This window comes from Variovorax beijingensis, from assembly GCF_003951285.1.
GTDB classification, from domain to species: Bacteria; Pseudomonadota; Gammaproteobacteria; order Burkholderiales; family Burkholderiaceae_C; genus Variovorax; species Variovorax beijingensis.
Genome location: NZ_RXFQ01000024.1, coordinates 46,005 through 65,830, shown reverse-complemented (window position 1 = coordinate 65,830; position 19,826 = coordinate 46,005). Strand labels below are relative to the sequence as shown.

Annotated in this window: 20 protein-coding genes; all 20 read left to right on the top strand. The window is 65.4% G+C overall.

Going from position 1 to position 19,826, the window contains the following annotated elements; all coding sequences use genetic code 11:
- Positions 1–64: 64 nt before the first annotated feature.
- The 20 genes from EJO66_RS28955 to EJO66_RS28860 all read left to right on the top strand — a co-directional run bounded on the left by EJO66_RS28955 (position 65) and on the right by EJO66_RS28860 (position 19,820).
- Positions 65–1,051, top strand: a complete 987-nt coding sequence (locus EJO66_RS28955; protein ID WP_125966792.1) for a Bug family tripartite tricarboxylate transporter substrate binding protein — start codon at positions 65–67, stop codon at positions 1,049–1,051.
- Positions 1,052–1,058: 7 nt separating this feature from the next.
- Positions 1,059–2,255: a PrpF domain-containing protein gene (locus EJO66_RS28950; RefSeq protein WP_125966791.1), complete on the top strand. Its 1,197-nt coding sequence runs from the start codon at positions 1,059–1,061 to the stop codon at positions 2,253–2,255.
- A 161-nt stretch (positions 2,256–2,416) separates the two neighbouring features.
- A complete protein-coding gene (locus EJO66_RS28945; protein WP_125966790.1) occupies positions 2,417–2,740 on the top strand; it encodes a 2Fe-2S iron-sulfur cluster-binding protein in 324 nt (107 codons plus the stop codon).
- Positions 2,737–4,044, top strand: a complete 1,308-nt coding sequence (locus EJO66_RS28940) for an NAD(P)/FAD-dependent oxidoreductase (RefSeq protein ID WP_125966789.1) — start codon at positions 2,737–2,739, stop codon at positions 4,042–4,044. The genes EJO66_RS28945 and EJO66_RS28940 overlap by 4 nt, the downstream gene beginning before the upstream one ends.
- Complete coding sequence (locus tag EJO66_RS28935; RefSeq protein WP_125966788.1) at positions 4,041–5,558, top strand: aldehyde dehydrogenase; 1,518 nt, start codon at positions 4,041–4,043, stop codon at positions 5,556–5,558. Before EJO66_RS28940 ends, EJO66_RS28935 begins: the two co-directional genes overlap by 4 nt.
- Before the next feature lie 85 nt (positions 5,559–5,643).
- Entirely contained in the window at positions 5,644–6,789 is a 1,146-nt protein-coding gene (locus EJO66_RS28930; protein WP_164547932.1) for a cytochrome P450, read from the top strand.
- A 3-nt stretch (positions 6,790–6,792) separates the two neighbouring features.
- Positions 6,793–7,650, top strand: coding sequence for an SDR family NAD(P)-dependent oxidoreductase (locus EJO66_RS28925; RefSeq protein ID WP_125966786.1), 858 nt, complete (start codon positions 6,793–6,795; stop codon positions 7,648–7,650).
- Positions 7,651–7,669: 19 nt separating this feature from the next.
- Entirely contained in the window at positions 7,670–8,506 is an 837-nt protein-coding gene (locus tag EJO66_RS28920) for an SDR family oxidoreductase (protein ID WP_125966785.1), read from the top strand.
- A gap of 39 nt (positions 8,507–8,545) precedes the next feature.
- A complete protein-coding gene (locus EJO66_RS28915; protein WP_125966784.1) occupies positions 8,546–9,748 on the top strand; it encodes an ABC transporter substrate-binding protein in 1,203 nt (400 codons plus the stop codon).
- Positions 9,749–9,758: 10 nt separating this feature from the next.
- Positions 9,759–10,853, top strand: coding sequence for a thiolase C-terminal domain-containing protein (locus tag EJO66_RS28910; protein WP_125966783.1), 1,095 nt, complete (start codon positions 9,759–9,761; stop codon positions 10,851–10,853).
- A 119-nt stretch (positions 10,854–10,972) separates the two neighbouring features.
- Positions 10,973–11,980, top strand: a complete 1,008-nt coding sequence (locus EJO66_RS28905) for a tripartite tricarboxylate transporter substrate binding protein (RefSeq protein WP_240648867.1) — start codon at positions 10,973–10,975, stop codon at positions 11,978–11,980.
- A gap of 5 nt (positions 11,981–11,985) precedes the next feature.
- Entirely contained in the window at positions 11,986–13,533 is a 1,548-nt protein-coding gene (locus EJO66_RS28900; RefSeq protein ID WP_125966782.1) for an acyl-CoA synthetase, read from the top strand.
- A gap of 36 nt (positions 13,534–13,569) precedes the next feature.
- On the top strand, positions 13,570–14,763 hold the full coding sequence (locus EJO66_RS28895) for a lipid-transfer protein (RefSeq protein WP_125966781.1): 1,194 nt from the start codon (positions 13,570–13,572) through the stop codon (positions 14,761–14,763).
- A 9-nt stretch (positions 14,764–14,772) separates the two neighbouring features.
- Positions 14,773–15,231, top strand: a complete 459-nt coding sequence (locus tag EJO66_RS28890) for a MaoC family dehydratase N-terminal domain-containing protein (protein WP_125966780.1) — start codon at positions 14,773–14,775, stop codon at positions 15,229–15,231.
- Positions 15,228–15,653 carry a MaoC/PaaZ C-terminal domain-containing protein gene (locus EJO66_RS28885; RefSeq protein ID WP_125966779.1) on the top strand — a complete coding sequence of 142 codons (426 nt, stop codon included), beginning with the start codon at positions 15,228–15,230 and terminating at the stop codon, positions 15,651–15,653. Before EJO66_RS28890 ends, EJO66_RS28885 begins: the two co-directional genes overlap by 4 nt.
- On the top strand, positions 15,650–16,444 hold the full coding sequence (locus EJO66_RS28880; RefSeq protein ID WP_125966778.1) for an enoyl-CoA hydratase/isomerase family protein: 795 nt from the start codon (positions 15,650–15,652) through the stop codon (positions 16,442–16,444). The genes EJO66_RS28885 and EJO66_RS28880 overlap by 4 nt, the downstream gene beginning before the upstream one ends.
- Positions 16,445–16,476: 32 nt before the next feature.
- Positions 16,477–17,421, top strand: a complete 945-nt coding sequence (locus EJO66_RS28875; RefSeq protein ID WP_164547931.1) for an SDR family NAD(P)-dependent oxidoreductase — start codon at positions 16,477–16,479, stop codon at positions 17,419–17,421.
- A gap of 12 nt (positions 17,422–17,433) precedes the next feature.
- The gene (locus EJO66_RS28870) at positions 17,434–18,246 is read left to right on the top strand and encodes an ABC transporter ATP-binding protein (protein ID WP_125966777.1); all 813 of its coding nucleotides are present in this window, start codon (positions 17,434–17,436) and stop codon (positions 18,244–18,246) included.
- Entirely contained in the window at positions 18,230–18,946 is a 717-nt protein-coding gene (locus EJO66_RS28865; protein ID WP_125966776.1) for an ABC transporter ATP-binding protein, read from the top strand. The genes EJO66_RS28870 and EJO66_RS28865 overlap by 17 nt, the downstream gene beginning before the upstream one ends.
- A 1-nt stretch (position 18,947) precedes the next feature.
- On the top strand, positions 18,948–19,820 hold the full coding sequence (locus EJO66_RS28860; RefSeq protein ID WP_125966775.1) for a branched-chain amino acid ABC transporter permease: 873 nt from the start codon (positions 18,948–18,950) through the stop codon (positions 19,818–19,820).
- Positions 19,821–19,826: the final 6 nt, after the last annotated feature.

Genomic DNA, 19,826 nt, shown 5'->3' with positions numbered 1-19,826 from the left:
CAGCGGAGTACCTGGGAGAACCTGTCCAACTTGCGGCAATCCCCAATAACGTTGAATATTTGAAATGGAGACAAAGATCATGATGAACCGACGTACAACACTCGTTGCGCTTGGGGCCTCCGTGCTGGCGCGTATGGCGCAGGCACAGTCCTACCCCGGCCGCCCCATCAAGCTGGTGGTACCTACGTCCGCGGGAGGCATCGCGGACTTCATTGGCCGCAGCGCGGGCGAAATCATGGCCCGAAGCCTGGGCCAGCCTCTCGTGCTGGAGAATCGTCCAGGGGGGGCCTCGACGCTCGCCGCCAATCTGGTTGCGCACGCACCGCCCGATGGGTACACGGTGCTCATGAGCACCGAGTTCAACATGGCCACGGCGGCCCTGTTGCGCAAGGACCTCAGCTACGACCCACGCAAGGATCTCGCACCCGTCGGCGTACTCGCCCGGTTCCCACTGGGCCTGATCGTGAATGCCAAGTTGCCGGTGCGCACCGTGCGTGAACTCGTGGCCTATCTGAAAGCGCGCCCTGGCGCCGTGAACTACGCGTCGGCGGGCGCGGGCACCGCCTATCACCTGGCTGCCGAGATGTTCATGGCCCAGAACGATGTTCAGATGGTGCACGTGCCATATCCTGGCGGGTCGCCGATGGCAACCTCGCTCGTACGGCGCGACACGGAGGTGGCGTTTGCCGCGCTCAATACCTACCTGCCGCACATCCGATCCGGTGACCTGCGGGTGCTCGCGGTTGCCAACGAGAAGCGCATTGCGGCGTTGCCTGACGTACCCACGTTTGCTGAAGCAGGATTTCCCGCCTTCGACGCGGAGATGCACGTCGGGCTGGCAGTGCCCAGTGGCGTGGCGCCGGACGTCATCCAGAAACTCCACGCCGCGCTTTCCAAGGTATGGGCGGACGAGGCCTTGCGCACGCGCATGGCAACCTCCGGTGTGGAAGTCGCGTCGCAGCACACGCCGCAGGATTACGCCGAGCGGCTCGCTCGCGAGGGGCGACGCTGGCAGGGGCTGATCGCCAAGAACAAGCTGCGCATGGAATGAGGAGGGCATGATGGAACAGTTCGCAACCGCATACGCCTACTACAGGGGCGGCACCAGCAAGGCCGCCATCGTGAAGCGCTCCGACCTGCCGCCGATGCGAAGCGATTTGGACCTGGACGCCTGGGTGCTCGCGGTGATGGGATCTCCAGATCGCCGTCAGATCGACGGTCTCGGGGGCGCGGACCCGCTGACGAGCAAGTTCGCGATCGTGGGCCCTCCCACACGTCCCGGCGCGGACGTTGATTACACATTCCTGCAAGTCATCCCCGAGCGGGCGACCGTCACCCAGGACATCAACTGCGGCAACATCTCCGCGGCCATCGGTCCGTTCGCCATCGACGAAGGCCTTGTGGCGTCCCGCGGACCCATCACCTCGGTGCGAATTCACGCCACCAACATGGGCCAGATCATCCACGCCGACGTGGAGGTCGGCGAGGACGGCAAGGCTCGTGTGCTGGGCTCGCAGCGCATCGATGGCGTACCCGGCACCGGTGCGCCCGTGCGGCTGGATTTCAGGGAGCTGGTGGGAGGCGCGACGGGGCGGTTGCTTCCGACGGGTCGTGTCCGCGATCGACTGGTCGTCGATGGCAGAGAGATCGAGATCTCCATTGTCGACCTCGCGAACCTGGTCTGCTATGTACGCGCCGAGGACCTGGGCTTGGTGGGGACCGAAGACCCGCTCGCGATGCAGGCGAACCGCGAGCTGATGCAGCTGTGCGAGCGGGTGCGGCTGGAAGCTGCACTGCTCGCCGGCGTCGCGAAGGATATGGAGTCGGCCACCCGACAGCCACCTTCGACGCCGTGGCTGGCGCTCGTCAGCGCCCCGCGTCCTTGGTGCGATCATGCAACAGGCGAGCAGCATGAGGCGCACGAGTGCGACATCGGCGCGCGTCTCTACGCGAGGGGCGGCAATGTGCACAAGGCCTATCCTGGGACGGGAAGCGCCTGCCTGGGCGTTGCTTCCATGTTGGAGGGAAGCGTGGCTCACGACCTTGTCAGCGCGGATGCGCACGCGAGCGGCACGATACGAATTGGGCATCCGTGCGGAGTGCTGGACGTCGCCGCCGCGATAGAAAACCAAGCGGGAGCCGATCCGCTGGTGCGCCGTGCGGCGTTCGTTCGAACGGCCCGCCGGATTGCAGATGGGCGGGTCTACACAGCGGTGGATCGACTGCCCTGGTTGTCGGATTCTGCTGCGCGCTGAGCCTGCGGACGGGCCATACCGAACCCGTATCCGAGACCTCGCATCTTTCTATTGGACGCTATCGGCCGAGGGCGTCAGCATCCCTGCCATTCAATGTGTGAATCGGCAGGAGACATATCCATGAACTTCCAGCAACCCGCCAAACGCGCAGGACGGTCCGTATGCCCGCGGTGACCTTCGTGCAGGCCTCGGGCGAGCGCAGGACCGTACAAGGGCTCGACGGCGAATCGGTGATGCAGGTGGCACGCCGTCACGGTTTGCCAGGCATCGTTGCAGACTGCGGTGGCGAACTCTCGTGCGCCACCTGCCATGTGATGGTGGACGAGCAATGGCTCGAGGCGGTGCCCGTCCGCTCCCCCGACGAGGAAGAGATGCTCGAGTGCACGGCGGAGATGCCCACGGCGTGCAGTCGCCTCGCGTGCCAGGTGCGTCTTACGCCGGCCCTCGAGGGCCTCGTCGTCCACGTGCCTCGCTCGCAGAAATGAACGCCGCGCAAGCCCCGGAGTACGGGGCCGTCGTGATCGTCGGAGCCGGCCAGGCCGGCGCCGAGGTTGCCACGGAACTGCGTGCCTGCGGCTATACCGGCACGCTCACGCTCGTTCATGAAGAGAAGGGCGTGCCCTATGCACGGCCGCCACTCTCCAAGGCCTACCTTCTAGGCGCAGCGACCGAAGCCGACCTGGCGATCCGGCCGGCCAGCGTGTATGTCGAGCAGCGCATCGAAATCCTGTCGGGCACGGTTGACTCCATTGACCGCGATAACAGGAGAGTCCGCCTGCATGACGGGCGCGAACTCCCTTACGACGCAGTGATCCTCGCAACCGGTGGGCAGCCACGGCGTCTTGCCGGCTGCGACATCGAGCGTGCATCGAACGTCCACTACCTCAAGACACTGGCTGACGCCACTGCGCTCAAGAAAAGCCTGCGGACCAGTTCCAAGCTGGTGATTGTGGGCGGTGGCTACATCGGCCTGGAGGCGGCGGCCGCTGCGCGCCAGCTCGGACTGCAGGTCACTGTGCTCGAAGCGCAGCCACGCTTGCTGGCCCGCGTTACCTCCGAGCCGGTGTCGGACTTCTACCGGCGTCTGCATGAATCTCGTGGCGTCGACATCCGACTGGCGTCCCAGATTGCCTCGTTCGAGTTCGGAGCAGGCGGGCACGTGACGGCCGTCACGCTTGCGGACGGAGAGCGCGTCGCGTGCGACGTCCTTCTGGTGGGGATCGGCCAGCAGCCGCGAACAGAGCTGGCCGAGAGGGCTGGACTCGCCGTAACAGAGGGCGTCCTCGTGGACTTGACATGCCGCTCCAGCGACCACCGCATCCTGGCCATCGGGGACTGCGCACGGCAGCCATGTGGCGCGGACCGGACGCTGCGCCGAATCGAGTCGGTAGACAACGCCTTGCAGCAGGCGCGTATCGCCGCAGCCGCGCTCACCGGAAAGCCGCTACCTGTTCGTGTGGCGCCGTGGTTCTGGTCGAATCAGTTCGATGCGCGGCTGCAGAGCGTGGGCATCTACACGCCGGATTGCGAACGTGTGGTGCGCGGCGACCCACAGACCAACAGCAGCTTCAGTGTGTGGTACCTCAGCGCGGGCGCCCTGATTGCTGCCGACGTCGTGTCGAGCCCGCGGGACTTTGCTGCCGCGCGCAGGCTCGTCGGCGGTGGCGTGAGTTCCATTGCGTCGAAGCTGGCCGACACCTCCGTGCCACTGAACCATCTGGCGGCCAGCGTTATCTGCGCGGCATCGCAAGTTCCATCCAATTCCAACTCCATTCAGGTATCCGTATGAGCGAACCCTCCCAAGCCCCCACACGATTCGACCCCAGCACGGATCGCGACTACCGGATGCTGATCGACGGCGAGTGGGTCGCTGCGCAAAGTGGTGAGACCTTCCGTTGTGTCGATCCCTACGAAGACCGCGAATGGGGCCGCGTCCCCTCCGCACAAGCGGGAGACGTGGACCGCGCCGTATGCGCCGCCCGCCGGGCGTTCGATACAGACGGCTGGCCGCAGACGCCTCCAGGGCAACGGGCCGCGTTGCTGCGCCGGCTGGGAGACCTTATCGAACAGAACGCCGACGAGCTCGCGAGGATCCAGATCCAGGAGAACGGCAAGCTGCTTGGAGAGATGAGCCGCGGCACCTTCGTGCTGGGAGCCCATGCCCGCTATGTTGCCGGGCTGGTGGAAAACATGCACGGCGAGACCGTCGACACCGGTTTTCCCAACATGAGCACCAGCACGGTTCGGGAACCGTTGGGCGTCGTCGCGGCTGTGACCCCTTGGAACACGCCGCTGGGGCTGCTCGCCTGGAAGCTGTTCCCGGCATTGGGTGCCGGTTGCACGCTGGTGATCAAGCCCTCCGAGGTGACGCCCACCTCTACCTTGCGCCTGGCGGAGCTCTGTGTGCAGGCCGGTTTCCCAGCGGGCGTGGTGAACGTGGTCACCGGCTATGGGCAGACGGCCGGCGCCGCACTCGTAGCCCATCCCGGGGCGGACAAGATTGCTTTCACAGGTTCGACGCAGGGCGGTCGCGCGATGCTGAAGGCCGCGGCGGATCGCATCGGACGGGTAACGCTCGAACTTGGCGGGAAGTCGCCCAACATCGTCTTTGCCGATGCCGACGTGGACAACGCCGTGCACGGGGCGATGGCGGGCATCTTCGCGGCCACCGGACAGACCTGCATGGGCGGCTCGCGGCTCCTGGTGGAGGACGGCATCTACGACGAGTTCACCCGTCGTCTGGCCGCCGCCGCCGAGTCCCTGCGGCTCGGCGACCCCCTCGACCCCGCGACCGAAGTCGGTCCCCTGGCCTGCAGTGCGCAATTGCGCAAGGTGCTGGAGTACATCGACATCGGCAAATCCGAGGGAGCCCGGCTGCTGGCTGGCGGCGTACGCGATGAAGCGCAAGCCACGCGGCGCGGATTCTTCGTTCGGCCCACCGTGTTCGCCGATGTCGCCAACAGCTCCCGCCTCGCGCAGGAAGAGGTATTCGGTCCTGTTGTGGCGGTGATCCGCTTCAAGGGCGAGGAGGACGCGCTGGCCCTTGCCAATGATGTGGACTTCGGGCTCGCGGCGGCGGTCTGGACGCGCGATTCGGCGCGGGCCCAGCGGATGGTGCGCCGTCTGCGCGCCGGAACAGTGTGGGTCAACACCTACCGCATGGTCCACCACACGATGCCGTTCGGCGGCTTCAAGCAGAGCGGACTGGGCCGTGAACTCGGCTCCCATGCCCTCGACGAGTACACCGAGACCAAGTCGATCTGGGTCGACCTGGGCAATCGCCAGACTTTCGGCCGCCGTTGAGGCGCCTTCCATCGCAAAAGGAGAGACAAGCATGAGCGCAGTGGCCGCAACACAGATCCCCAACCTGGCCAGCCAGGATACCTTCGTGGGCGGCGTGCCGCACGAAGCTTTCGATGCCCTTCGGGCCATGCCCGGCCTCTATTGGCAGCCGGTCGAGCGCGGCACGCTCAGCGGCGGCTTCTGGGCCGTCACAAGGGCCAAGGACATCGCCGCGATCGAGAGCGATCCGGCGACCTTCACGTCCAATCATGGACCCTACTTTCCGCTGCCGGGGAAGAATCCAGAGAACATTTTGTGGAACGATCCGCCCAAGCACGGCGAGTTGCGCCGAGGCGTGGCGAAGACTTTCGGGCCTCGGGTGGTTGCGAACTTCGACGGATGGGTTCGACCGATCGTGACCGAAGCGCTGGACGCCTACATAGCCAAGGGCGGCGGCGACTTCGTACCCGAAGTGGCGGCGATGATCCCCTCGCGCGTCATGGCCCGGGTGATCGGCGTTCCCCGCAACGAGGAATTGCGCGTGGTGAAGTGGACGTTCGACATCTTTGCCGCAATGCAGGTGCCCGACGGCGGCAAGACTTTCTGGACGGTCAACAACCCGATCCGCGACTACATGTGGGAATTGCGGGCCGCCAAGCTGCGCGAACCGGCGGATGACATGGCCACGGCGCTTGCGCAGGCACACGAGCGCGGAGAGTTGAGCGAGGGCGAGTACCGCTCGTTCACGAGCGTGCTGCTGCTGGCCGGTTTTGAAACCACGCACACCGTGATGGCCCAGGCGATGCGGATGATCGCGGAAGACGAGGCGATTGCGCAAATGGCCAATGAAGCGGTGGCGGCCGGCACGACCGATGCACTGATCGATGAGTTCCTCCGCTACATCACGCCGGCCATGAACATGGTGCGGGTGGCCACGCGGGACCTGGAGTTTGCCGGCACGAAGATCCGCGAAGGCGATGTGATGCAGCTGTACTTTGTCTCGGCCAACCGAGACTCCGAAATCTTCGAGGAGCCGCACCGCTTCAACCCGGCACGTCCGAAGAACAACCACATGGCCTTTGGCGGCGGTTGCCACGCTTGCCTGGGCGCGCCCCTCGCGAAGCTCGAACTGCGCATCCTGTTCGAGGAGATGCACCGGCGCGGCATTCGCGTGCGGCCCGACGGCGAGCCCAGGCGTGGCCGCAACACCATGATCAACCAGTTGCTGTCGCTGCCGCTGGCAGTTGCCTGAGCCATGAAGACGCTGGACAACACCGTCATCGTCGTTACCGGTGGAGCAGCCGGGATCGGTCGCGCGCTTGCGCTCGAAGCGGCGGCCCGCGGGGCGGCAGTGATCATCGGCGATGTGCAGGATGCCCAACCCACGGTGGATGCGATTGCCGCCGCGGGCGGCCGGGCTGAATGGCGCCCGTGCGACATGACGCAGTACCCGGACGTCGCCGCCCTGGCGGAGCACGCCGTCGAGCGATTCGGCGGCATCAACGTGCTATGCAACAACGCCGGCCGGGGCGTGCCGGGGCCGCTGCATGCGACGGACCCTTCTCTGGCCCGCCAGGTGCTGGATCTCAATGTGCTCGGCCTGTTTCATGGCATTCATGCATTCACGCCGCACCTGCAGGCGGCTGCCGCGGCTGGCCGGCCCGCTTTCATCCTGAACACCGGGTCCGAACATTCGTTGGGCGTGCCGCCGCATGTCGGGCCGATGAGCATTTACACGGCCAGCAAATTCGCAGCACTGGGCCTGACGGAAACAGCGGCAAGGGACCTCGCTCCGCTCGGTATCAAGGTGTCGCTTCTGACTCCCGGGTGGGTGCGCACCGAGCGCGTCACAGCCTTGATCGGCGCGTCAGCCGAGGCCGCGGCGCGCATAGAACCCTACGCACAGGACTCCGCGGAGGTCGCTGCAAAGGCGTTCGATGGCCTCGCTGCCGGGCACCTGATCATTGCGACGAATCCCGCCAGCCGTGAGTTCGCGATGGCCCATGCCCGCCAGCTGATGGCAGAAGTCCAGCGCCTGCCGCAGCAGGCAGAACAAGAACCGGCAACAACGACAAGTGGAGGGCGTTGCCCTTTCATGCACGGCAATCCCTGAAACCCGAATGAACACGCAAATGAACAAGACCTGGCTGATCACCGGAACCAGCGGCGGCTTCGGACGCGCGATGGCAGAACAGCTTCTGGCCCGTGGTGATCGCGTGGCTGCCACCACGCGCAGGCTGACCTCGCTCGATGACCTTGCAGCTCGTTTCGGAGAGCGTCTCTGGCGCAGCGAACTCGACGTCACCAACAACGCCGACATCGTGCGCGTCATCGGAAAGGCGGTTGCAGATCTTGGCCGCATCGATGTGGTCGTGAGCAACGCTGGCTACGGGCTCTTCGGCGCGGCCGAGGAAGTCAGCGACGAGCAACTGGTCCGCCAACTCGACGTGAACCTGCTGGGCTCGATGCGCTTGGTGCGAGCGGTCTTGCCGCATCTGAGGGCGCATGGCGGCGGGCGCATCCTGCAGGTATCCAGCGTGGGCGGGCAGGTCGCGTACCCCACCCTCGGGGTGTACCACGCCAGCAAGTGGGGCATCGAAGGCTTCATTGAAGCGCTCATTCCCGAGGTCGCGCCCTTTGGCATTCAAGCCACGCTGGTGGAGCCAGGCGGCGCGCGTACGGATTGGGCAGGATCGAACGCCGAGCGCGCACAACCGCTATCCGCCTACGAAGAGTCGACCGTCGGCGCGATGCGGCGCCGCATGGCCGCCGCCGGTTTGCAGGCCTTCCGCGGCGATCCGCAGAAGATCGCGAAGGCCATGATTGCCTGCGCAGACGAGCCAGAGGCGCCGCGTCGTCTGGCCCTGGGCAGCGATGCCTACGAAGCCCTGCATTCGACGCTGACGGCACGCCTCGCAGCACTCGAGGCGCAGCAGGCGATCGCGTTCTCCACGGACGTGGACGCCTAGCCGAACTGCGACCTGAATCTAACCCACCGAGGAGACAAGATGACTATTACCCGATTCGCGGCCTGGGCCGCGGTCATGGCCCTGGCCGCCCATCCGACAGCTTTCGCCCAGAAAAAGTACGACCCCGGCGCGTCGGACACGGAGATCAAGATTGGCAACACCGCCCCTTATTCCGGAGCACTCTCAAGTGCCAGCTCCGGTCCGAAGGCGATGAAGGCGTACTTCGACAAGATCAACGACGAAGGCGGCATCAATGGCCGCAAGATCGTCTTCGTCTCGCTGGACGATGGCTACAACCCGCCCAAGACGGTGGAGCAAACCCGCAAACTGGTGGAGCAAGAGCAGGCGCTGATGATCGTCGCGTCAATCGGCAGCCCGACCAGCGCGGCAGTGCAGAAGTACATGAATGCGAAGAAGGTGCCGCAGCTGTTCGTTGCCTCCGGCACGCGCAAGTGGGGGGATCCGAAGGCCTTCCCCTACTCGATGGGCTTCACGCCCGACTACTACAGCGAGGCCCGCATCTTTGCGCAGTACCTCCTGGAGAACAAACCGGCGGCAAAGATCGCGGTGTTTCACCAGAACGACGACGTGGGAAAGGAGTTCCTGGCAGGTCTGGAGGAGGGACTCGGTGCCAAGGCCAAGTCCATGATCGTAGGCCGCGCCAGCTACGAATTCACCGACCCGACCATCGACAGCCAGATCATCGCCCTGAAGGCCTCGGGAGCGGACACGCTGCTGAACGTCTCTTTTGGCAAGTTCGCCTCACAAGCCATCCGCAAGACGGCGGAACTGGGATGGAAACCGACCCACTATCTGATCAATGCGTCGAGTTCGATTGGTGGCGTCTTGCAGCCCGCCGGCCTCGACAGCGCCGTCGGCCTCATCAGCGCGAACTTCTTCCGGGATGCTTCCGATCCGCAGTGGCAGAAGGGCAAGGAGTACGAAGACTTCGTGGCCTGGGCGCGCAAGTACAACCCTAGCGCCGATCTGAAGGACTGGCTGGTGGTATGGGGCTACACCGTTGCGCAGGCCTCGGTGCAGGTGATCCGCCAGGCGGGCGACAACCTCACACACGAGAACATCATGAAGCAGGCTGCCAGCCTCGATGTCGCCCTGCCCATGCTGCTGCCCGGCATCAGCGTGACGACGAGTGCGGACGACTACTTTCCGCTGGAGCGCATGAAGATGATGCGCTTCAACGGCACCTACTGGGAGCTGTTCGGGAAGGTCTACGGGCGCTGACAGAGCTGCGATGGCCATGAACCGCGGCGTGCATGTGGTCGGTGTGGGGCGGGGGCCCTTCACCGCTCCGCAACCAGACACCAATGCGGCCGTACTTGGCGCGCAGGCAGCACGTGCGGCGATCGCCGATGCCGCGCTCGACGGCAATCTGGTGCAGCACGCATTCTTGGCCTCGACCATCCAGGAGCCGAACTGGGCTTCCAGCGCGGTCTGTGCCACGGAGATGGCCGGAATCCCGGCGTTCCGGGTGAGCACGGACGATCTCGGTGGTGCCCACGCGCTGCATCGGGCCCGCGAGGCAGTGGCGAACTTTTCGGTGGAGTGCGCGCTCATCCTGGGCATCCATGCGGGTGCCGCCTGCTCGAAGAATGGCGAGGCGCGCGACGAGGCCCGATGTCGTATCGCGCGCACTTGCACGAGCCTGTACGGGACCCGACCGGAGACATTCGCACGCATCGCGGTGAAAGCCCGGCGGCATGCTGCGCGCAATCCGCTTGCGACCGACCGACGTGCATTGGGGCTGTCGGAGATCCTGGATTCGGATGCGCTCTCAGACTCCCCGAGGGGCTTGCAATGCAGCGCACCTCGTGTGGGTGCGGCGGCTGTGATCCTGTGCAGCACGGATTTCGCGCGTCGTCATCGGCTCGACAAGCGGGTGTCGGTTGATGCGCAAGCCATCGAGCGGATGGCTGGCTCCCTCGATGTACCGCGCGCCAGCGAGATTGCTGCGCGCAAGGCGTACGCAGAAGCCGGCATCGGCCCGGAGCATCTCGACCTCGTTGAACTGCATGACGACGACACGGCGAGCGAACTGCTTGCCTACGAGTCGTTGCACCTTGTGTCGAAAGGCGGCGCAGAACGATTCGTTCTCGAAGGCGAGAACACCTACGGCGGGCTGGTGGTGATCAATCCTTCGGGGGGATTGCTCGGTCTTGGAAACGCCGGCGCAGCCAATGCACTGGCCCAGTGCGCTGAGTTGGTGTGGCAGCTTCGCGGTGCCGCTCGCTGTCGGCAGGTGGAGGGCGCCCGCGCGGCCCTGCAGCACGCGGTCGATCACGAGACCGGGACCTGCGTCGTCACGCTGTATCGGGCGGAAGTGCGGTGATGACATGTCAGGAATTCTCATGCGGCTTGAGCGTTTTTGCCTCGCCTGATCGAGAACGCACGCCTACATTGCAGCGGCGCTTTCTCCGCGCGCTCTCAAGACGCTACACAGGACTGACCATGCTCAAGCATTGCAACACGACGCCTTCCGCCTCTCCGGCACTGCTTGGCCGCAGACTGCTTCTTGCCCTCGCATCGGTTTGCACGCTGATGACTGCCGTGCCGGCAAATGCGGCCGATCCCTTCCCGGTGCGCCCGATCACATTGATCCTGCCGTTCCCTGCCGGTGGCGTTTCCGATGGACAGCTGCGTGCGCTCGCTGCTGCAGCCTCGAAGGACCTGGGCCAGCCCATCATCATTGTGAACCGGCCGGGCAACGGCGGCACGCTCGCGCCGGCTGCAATGGCTCGAAGCTCGGCTCCCGATGGCTACACGATCGCGCTGGCAGTGCGCACTCTGTTGCGCCTGCCGCATCTCAGCAAGGTGAACTACGACCCGCTGCACGACTTCACCTACATCATCGGTCTGAGCGGGTTCTCGTTCGGGATCGTCGTGCGCGACGATGCTCCGTGGAAGACGCTGAAGGACATGCTCGACGACGCGCGCGCCAGGCCGGGCGCCATCGCTTACGGTGCCACCGGTCGTGGCAGCAGCGGCCATGTCGCCATGGAGCGGCTCGCCCGAGCGGCAGGTGTGCGCCTGAACTTCGTGCCTTACAAGGGGACGGCTGAGGTGACCAACGACCTGCTGGGCGGGCATATCGGCGTGTATTCAGACGCCGGCTGGGGAGGGGTGGTCGAGTCGGGCAGGGTGCGCGTCCTGGCCATCATGGGCGAGACCCGGCCGAAGCGCTGGCCGCAGGTCCCCACGTTGAAAGAGCTGGGCTACGACATCGTCGTGACTTCGCCTATCGGCTTGATTGGCCCGCGCGGCATGGACCCCGCAGTCGTGGCGCGCCTGCACGATGCCCTGCGCAAAGCCATGAGCGATCCAGCCTACGTTCGTGCGATGGATCAGAACGACCAGATACCCGAGTACCTGGGCAGCGAAGCCTATGCGCAATCCGCGGCGCGCGAGTTCGCCCGGGAGAAGGTGCTCATGCAGGAACTGGGCATCACACTGGAATGACGGCGATGTATCTCACCCAAGGCTTGCACCGCGCTGTGCAGCAGTTTCCGGAAAAGCCGGCAACCCTGTGTGCGGGAAGAACGAGTTCGTTTCGCGGACTGGCCGAACGTTCCAGCCGCGTGGCGTCACTGCTGCAGGGCCTCGACGTACGCCCCGGCGACCGCGTGGCAATCCTGGCGCACAACTCCGACTGCTATGTCGAGTTGCTGTTGGGCGTCTGGTGGGCTGGCGCGGTCGCGGCGCCCGTGAACACGCGTTGGAGCGTGACCGAGATCGCCTACTCGCTGTCCGACTGCGGGGCTGCTGTCCTGGTGGTGGACGACGCCTTCCTGCCGCTCGTCGATGCGATTCGGGCTGCCGCAGCCGTAGTGCGCCGGGTTGTGCACGTCGGCACGGCGCCACGTGCCGAAGGTATCGATTGCTACGAAGCTCTGGTGCAGTCCTGTGAGCCGGCCACCGATGTGCGGCGCGGCGGCGAAGAACTGGCGGCCATCCTGTACACGGGCGGCACCACCGGCTTCCCGAAGGGCGTGATGCTTTCCCACGCGAATCTTTGGTGCGGTGCAGTGACGCGTCTGGCGGAAATGTTCAGTCCCCGTGACGGTGTGGCCTTGCTGGTGACGCCTTTCTTCCATGTCTCGGGCCTCTTCCGGTTCGTCATGCAACTGGTGCTCGGCGCCACCAATGTCATCGAGCCGCAGTTTCGCCCCGACGCCGTGATCGAGGCGATCGAGCGCCACGGCGTGACTGACATCGTCGTTGTCCCCAGCATGCTGCAGATGCTGCTGGACGATCCGGCATTCGATGCCGGGCGATTGCGCAACCTGCAGCGACTCTCGTACGGCGCGTCTCCGATGCCGCCCGCACTACTTGATCGGGCCATGCACGCACTGCCTCACGTCGGCTTCTGCAGCTCATACGGCATGACCGAGACTTCGGGCGTGGTGAGTGTGCTGGGGCCGTTCACCCAGGCGGACCGCAAGGACATGGGCGAGGTGACGCGTTCCGTAGGGCGTGTCGGCCTGGGCGCCGAACTCCGCATCGTCGACCCCGATGGCCGTGACCTCCCGCTGGGCGCCGTCGGCGAGATCGTGCTGCGCGGCGTGGCCGTCATGCAAGGCTATTGGAACAAGCCCGCCGAAACCGCGACCGCTCTGCGCGACGGCTGGCTGCATACGGGGGACGCCGGCTGGCGCGATGCCGCCGGCCACATCTACGTGGTCGACCGGCTCAAGGACATGGTGATCACCGGCGGCGAGAACGTCTACTCCGCAGAAGTCGAGGCGGCGCTGATGGCGCACCCGGCCGTGTTGGCATGCGCCGTGATCGGCATACCCAGCGCCCTGTGGGGCGAAGCCGTGCACGCCGTCATCGTTCTTCGGCCGGGCGCAAATTCCGACGGCGAGTCCCTGCGCGAGCACTGCCGTACGCGTCTCGCGGGATACAAGTGCCCCAAGAGCTTTGACTTCGTCGACAGCTTGCCGCTGTCGGCCGCCGGCAAGATTCTGAAGACCCGGTTGCGCGACGAATACCTGTCCCGCGCAACCGCGTGAACAGCCCACTTTTTTAATTTCCTCCGAGGAAGATCGATGACCCACAAGCACCGTCCCGTCCATGTCGTGGGCGTCGGCATGATCCAGTTCACCAAGCCCGGCACCAGCGAGCCCTACAACGTCATGGGCGCGCGGGCCGTGAAGCTCGCCCTCGAGGACGCCCGGTTGGATTACGCCCTCGTGGAGCAGGCCTACGTTGGCTACGTCTATGGCGATTCGACCGCCGGTCAAGCGGCCATGTACCAGGTCGGGCTGAGCGGCATTCCCGTCTTCAACGTCAACAACAATTGCGCCACGGGCTCGAGTGCACTATTCCTGGCGCGCCAGGCCGTGGAAAGCGGGGCGGTGGAGTGCGCAGTGGCGTTGGGGATGGACCAGATGGTTCCGGGCGCACTGAAGGGCGCCTTCGACGACCGCCCTTCGCCAATGCAGCGCTTTGCCGAAACGATGACCGCGCACCAGGGCTACGAACCGCAGACTCCGCGGGCCGCCCAGTTCTTCGGCGGCGCTGGGCGCGACTACATGGCGCAATACGGGACCAAGCCCGAGACCTTCGGTCGCATCTCCGTCAAGGCGCGCCAGCATGCAGCGCGCAACCCGTTGGCCGTGTTCCGGCAGGTGCTCTCGCTCGAAGAAGTAATGGCATCACCCAAGGTGTTCGACCCACTCACACGTTACCAATGCTGTCCGCCCACCTGCGGCGCGGCGGCGGCCATCGTGTGCTCGGCCGACTTTGCGCGCAAGCACGGGCTGGACATGAGTGTGGTGATCGCTGCCCAAGCCATGACCACCGATACACCCGCCAGTTTCGAAAGCAACGACATGCGCAAGCTTGTGGGCTATGACATGACGGTGGACGCGGTGAAGTGGGTCTACGAACGGGCCGCCATTGGTCCCGAGGACGTGGATGTCATCGAGTTGCACGATTGTTTCACGGCCAACGAACTCATTTCGTACGAAGCGCTCGGCCTGACTGCGCCTGGAACGGCGGAGAAGTTCGTGCTCGATGGCGACAACACCTATGGCGGCCGCTATGTCGTCAATCCCTCGGGCGGATTGCTGTCCAAGGGCCATCCGCTCGGTGCCACCGGCCTCGCGCAATGCGCGGAACTGGTGTGGCAACTGCGGGGACAGGCCGAACAGCGCCAGGTCGAAGGCGCGCGCGTGGCGCTGCAGCACAACCTGGGGCTTGGTGGCGCTTGCGTCGTCACGCTCTACCAGCGCGCTTGAGGAGACGGCGTGATCGACAAGCGCTTTATCGGGCATGCCTTGGAACCGTTCTCGGTTGCCGTGGAACCCGGACGGCTGAGGTCCTTTGCCAAGGCGACGAGCCAGCCAGACCCGGTGTACACGGACGAGATGGCCGCGCAGGCCGCGGGCCATCGCGGATTGCCCGTGCCGCCCACCTTCCTGTTCTGCCTGGAGATGGACGGACCCAATCCGGCTGCCGTGCGGGAGCTTCTGGGTCTCGACTACCGTTTCCTGCTGCATGGCGAGCAGGGCTTCCAGTATCACGCGATGGCCTACGCAGGTGACGTGCTCACCTTCGCGCCGCGCATCGAGAACATCTGGGACAAGAAGGGTGGGGCGCTCGAATTCGTCGCGCGTGTCACGCGCGTCAGCAACCAGGCGGGCGCACACGTCGCGGATCTGCGATTCGTGACAGTCGTGCGCCATCCGATTGGAGCGAGCGCATGAAGGCCTTCGAATTCTTGCGGGTGGGAGCCGAACTGCCGGTCTTCGAATTGGAGCCTGTTTCGCGGCTCGTGCTTGCGCTCTATTGCGGCGCATCGGGGGATCACAACCCGATTCATGTCGACATCGACTATGCCCGCGCCGCCGGCGCGCAGGACGTCTTCGCCCACGGAATGCTCTCCATGGCCTGGCTGGGCCACGTGCTCACGCGCTGGGTGCCCCAGCATGCGGTCCGCAGCATGGACGTGCGCTTTGCGGCGATCACGCGGGTTGGCGAACGCATCCGTTGTGGCGGGCGCGTTATCGAGCTCGTTGAGCAGTCGCCGGAACGACTGGCCCGCGTGGCGCTCACTTGCACCAACGAGCAGGGCGAGATCAAGCTCGAAGGCGAGGCCCTGGTTTTGCTCCCGCAGGAGGCAGTATGAGCGAACCCCGAAGCGTATTGCTTGACATCAAGGATGGCGTTGCGGAACTGACGCTCAACCAGCCGGAGCGCCGCAATGCGCTCGATCCCGCCATGCGGGCCCAGTTGGCGGATACCATCGTTGCCGTCCGGCGCGACCGCAACGTGCGCGTCGTGATCCTGACCGGCTCGCAAGGGCATTTCTGCGCCGGCGGCGACCTCCGGGCGCTCGCCAGTGCAGGCCTGGACAACGAAGGCTGGCTGCAGCGCTTCCAGGACATGAACGACTGGGTGCGGGACCTGATCTCGCTCGACCGGCCGGTGGTCGCGGCCGTGGACGGCATGGCGACGGGCGCCGGCCTGAGCCTTGCCCTCACGGCAGATTTCGTGCTTGCCACGCCGCGTGCGCGGTTCAGCGCGTCGTTCCTGCGCGTGGGCCTTGTGCCCGACTGCGGCTGCCTCTACACGCTGCCTAGAGTGGTCGGTGTGCAGCGAGCCAAGGAACTGATGCTGTCGGCCCGCGAATTCGGTGCCGACGAGGCCCAGCTCCTGGGCATCGTCACGGAGATTGCCGTTGCCGATGCGCTGCTCGCCCGAGCCCGCGCCATCGCCCGTAGCTTCGTCCAGGCATCGCCCGCCGCCGTGAGCATGATCAAGCGAAACCTGGCGCCGCAGGGCGGCGAACTGGCTGCCTTGCTGGATGCCGAGGCCCAGGCGCAGGCGATGGCCATGAGTACCCCTGGCCACCGCCTGGCCGTCAATCGCTTGCTGGAAAAGCAGGCACCCCCTTACAACTGGCCCGCCGGCACATGACCACGGCAGAGCCCACCAACAGGAGCAATCACATGGACAACACAAAATCAGCGCCGACAGGCGCCGAGGGCATTCTGCGAGGCAAGGTGGCGGTGGTCACGGGCGCGGGCGGCGGCATCGGCCGCGACATCGCCCTGGCCATGGCGCGCGAAGGGGCTCGGGTGGTTGTGAACGACATCGGCGCCGCTCTCAATGGCGAAGGCCGGGACGCGGGGCCGGCCCAGGCTGTGGTGGACGAGATCAAGGCGCTGGGCGGCCAGGCCGCCGCGAACACCGACAGCGTGGCCGATCCGGTCGCCGGCCGGCGCATGGTGGAGTGCGCGTTGGATGCTTTCGGTCGCCTGGATATCGTCGTGAACAACGCCGGGATCCTGCGCGATGGCTTCTTCCACAAGATGGGCGACGACCAATGGGATGCCGTCATCAAGGTGCACCTGTATGGCAGCTATCACGTGAGCCGCGCGGCCGCCAATCATTTCAAGGAACAGGAGTCCGGCTGCTTCGTGCACATGACGTCGACCTCGGGGTTGATCGGCGAGATCGGGCAGGCGAACTACGCGGCTGCCAAGATGGGCATTGCCGCGCTGTCCAAGTCGATTGCCCTGGACATGTCCAAGTTCAATGTGCGCTCGAATTGCATCGCACCGTTCGCGTTCAGCCGAATGATTGCCTCGATGCCCACGGATACGCCGGAACAACAGGCACGAGTGGATCGTCTCAAGGAAATGACGCCCGCGAAGATTGCACCGCTGGCGGTATGCCTTGCGAGCGATCTCGCGGCGGACACGACGGGACAGATCTTCGCGGTGCGGAACAACGAAATCTTCCTCATGAGCCAACCTCGTCCCGTGCGCTCGGTGCATCGGGGGGAGGGCTGGACACCTCAGAGCGTGGCCGATCATGCACTGCCGGCGCTGCGAGCGCAGTACCACAGCCTGGATCGATCGAGTGATGTGTTCCGATGGAACCCGATCTGAGCAGGCGCCGCCATGGACCGCACAGCGCCCCGTGAGCCTTTGTTGCGCATTGACGGCGTGACGGTTCGCTTCGGCGGGATCGTCGCGCTCGACGGTGTCTCGTTCCACGTCGAGCGTGGACAGGTCTGCGGATTGATCGGCCCCAATGGTGCCGGGAAGAGCACCTTGTTCAACTGCCTTTCGGGCCTTTATCCTTGGCAGGCGGGCGCGATCGAGTTCAATGGCCACTCGCTTGCGCGCCTGTCCAGCCACCGCCGTGCGGCGCTCGGGCTCGGCCGCACCTTCCAGAACCTCGCGCTGTTCGGCTCGATGAGTGCGCGCGAGAACGTGCTTGTCGGCACCTACGCACACCACCACGCCGGCTTTCTGCTGGATGCGATCGGTGGCAGGCGCACACGAAAGGTGGAGCGGGAAGCGGCCGAGCGGGCCGATGCCGCCATCGAGTTGCTGTCGCTCCAGGCCGTGGCGGACCGGTGCGTCGCCGCGCTGCCGTTTGGAACGCAGAAGCGGGTGGAGATGGCGCGGGCGCTGGCCTGCGAGCCGTCCTTGCTGCTGCTGGACGAACCGGCCTGCGGCCTGAACCACGAGGAGCTCGAGAGCCTCGGTGAGTTGATCGTGTCCCTGCGGGACAAGTTGTCCCTCGCCGTATTGCTGGTCGAGCATCACATGGGGCTCGTCATGGGGATTTCCGACAAGGTGGTCGCCCTGAACTTCGGTCGCCGCATCGCCGAAGGCACGCCGGAGCAGGTGCGCTGTCACCCGGACGTGATCACCGCCTATCTGGGTGAGCAGGTTCATGGAGAGACCGATGGACAAGCTGCTTGAAGCGAAGGGCCTGCGGGCCTTCTATGGCCCTGTCGCCGTGCTGCACGGGATCGATCTCGACGTGGAGCAGGGCGAAGTGTGCGCACTTCTGGGCGCCAACGGCGCCGGCAAGACGACTACGCTGCGGGCGCTGTGCCGAACCAAAGTGCGGACCGAGGGAAGCTTGAGCCTCGCGGGAGAGGCCATCGAGCGCAAGACGACCGAGCAGGTCGCCCGGCTCGGGGTCGGTCATGTGCCTGACGGCCGCGGCACCTTCCTTGGCCTGACCGTGGAGGAAAACTTGCGGCTGGGTTGCTACACGCGGGCGGACCGGGCCGGCTGTGGCGGTGACCTGGAACGCATGTACGGCTACTTCCCGCGGCTGAAGGAGCGGCGGCGACAGCAGGCAGGGACGCTCTCGGGCGGCGAACAGCAGATGCTCGCCATTTCGCGGGCGTTGATGGCGAGGCCGCGCCTGCTGCTGCTCGATGAGCCCTCGTTCGGCTTGGCTCCCCTGATCGTGCGCGAGATCTTCGGCATCCTCGCGAAGATCAATCGTGAACAGAGCGTGAGCATCCTGCTCGTGGAACAGAACGCTCGCCTGGCATTGGAACTCGCGCAGCGCGCCTATCTGCTGGAAGGCGGCCGCGTCGTCGCGCATGGTTCCAGCGAGCAGATGCGGCAAGACGATGCCGTACGCCGCGCCTACCTCGGAGATTGAGATGGAAGCGTTCCTGCATCAGCTTGCCTCCGGCCTTGCGGCCGGCGGGGTGTATGCGAGCATGGCGCTCGCCCTGGTAATGGTCTACCAGGCCACCCACCACATCAACTTCGCCCAAGGGGAGATGGCCACCTTTTCGGCCTTCATTGCCTGGGCTTTGCTGCAGGCGGGGGTGCCGTATTGGCTGGCCTTCGCGGCCACGGTGCTGGTGTCGTTCGCCATGGGCGCGGCGGTCCAGTTTGCCATCGTCAGGCCCTTGGAAAAGGCGCCCGAGCTGAGTGTCGTGGTTGTCTTCATCGGCTTGCTGGTGGTCTTTCATAGCATGGCGGGCTGGCTTTTCGGCTTTGACGTGAAGCGCTTTCCGAGCCCGTTCCCCGTTGACGCCTGGTTCGGCTCTGCGCTGCTTAGCGTGCATCAACTGGGCGCTATTGCCGTCACGTTGGGGTTGGTCGCGATGCTGTTCGCGTTCCTGCGGTTGACGCCGTTGGGTCTGGCCATGCGCGCGGCTGCCGAGAACGCCGATTCGGCGCGGCTGCTCGGGGTGCCCGTAAGCCGCATGCTGATGCTTGGGTGGGGCTTGGCCGGAGCGATTGGCGCGGTGGCCGGCATGATGGTCGCACCCACCTTGTTCCTCGACCCGCACATGATGAGCGGGGTGCTGCTCTACGCATTTGCCGGCGCGCTCGTCGGAGGCATCAACAACCCGGTGGGCGCCGTTGTCGGCGGTCTCGTGGTGGGCGTGGCAGAGAACCTGCTCGGAACCTATGTCATCGGCACGGAGCTGAAGCTGCCATTGGCCCTGGTGCTGATCGTGACCGTACTGGTTTTTCGACCTGCTGGGCTGCTGGGCCGCGTGGTGGTGAAGCGTGTCTGAAGAAAG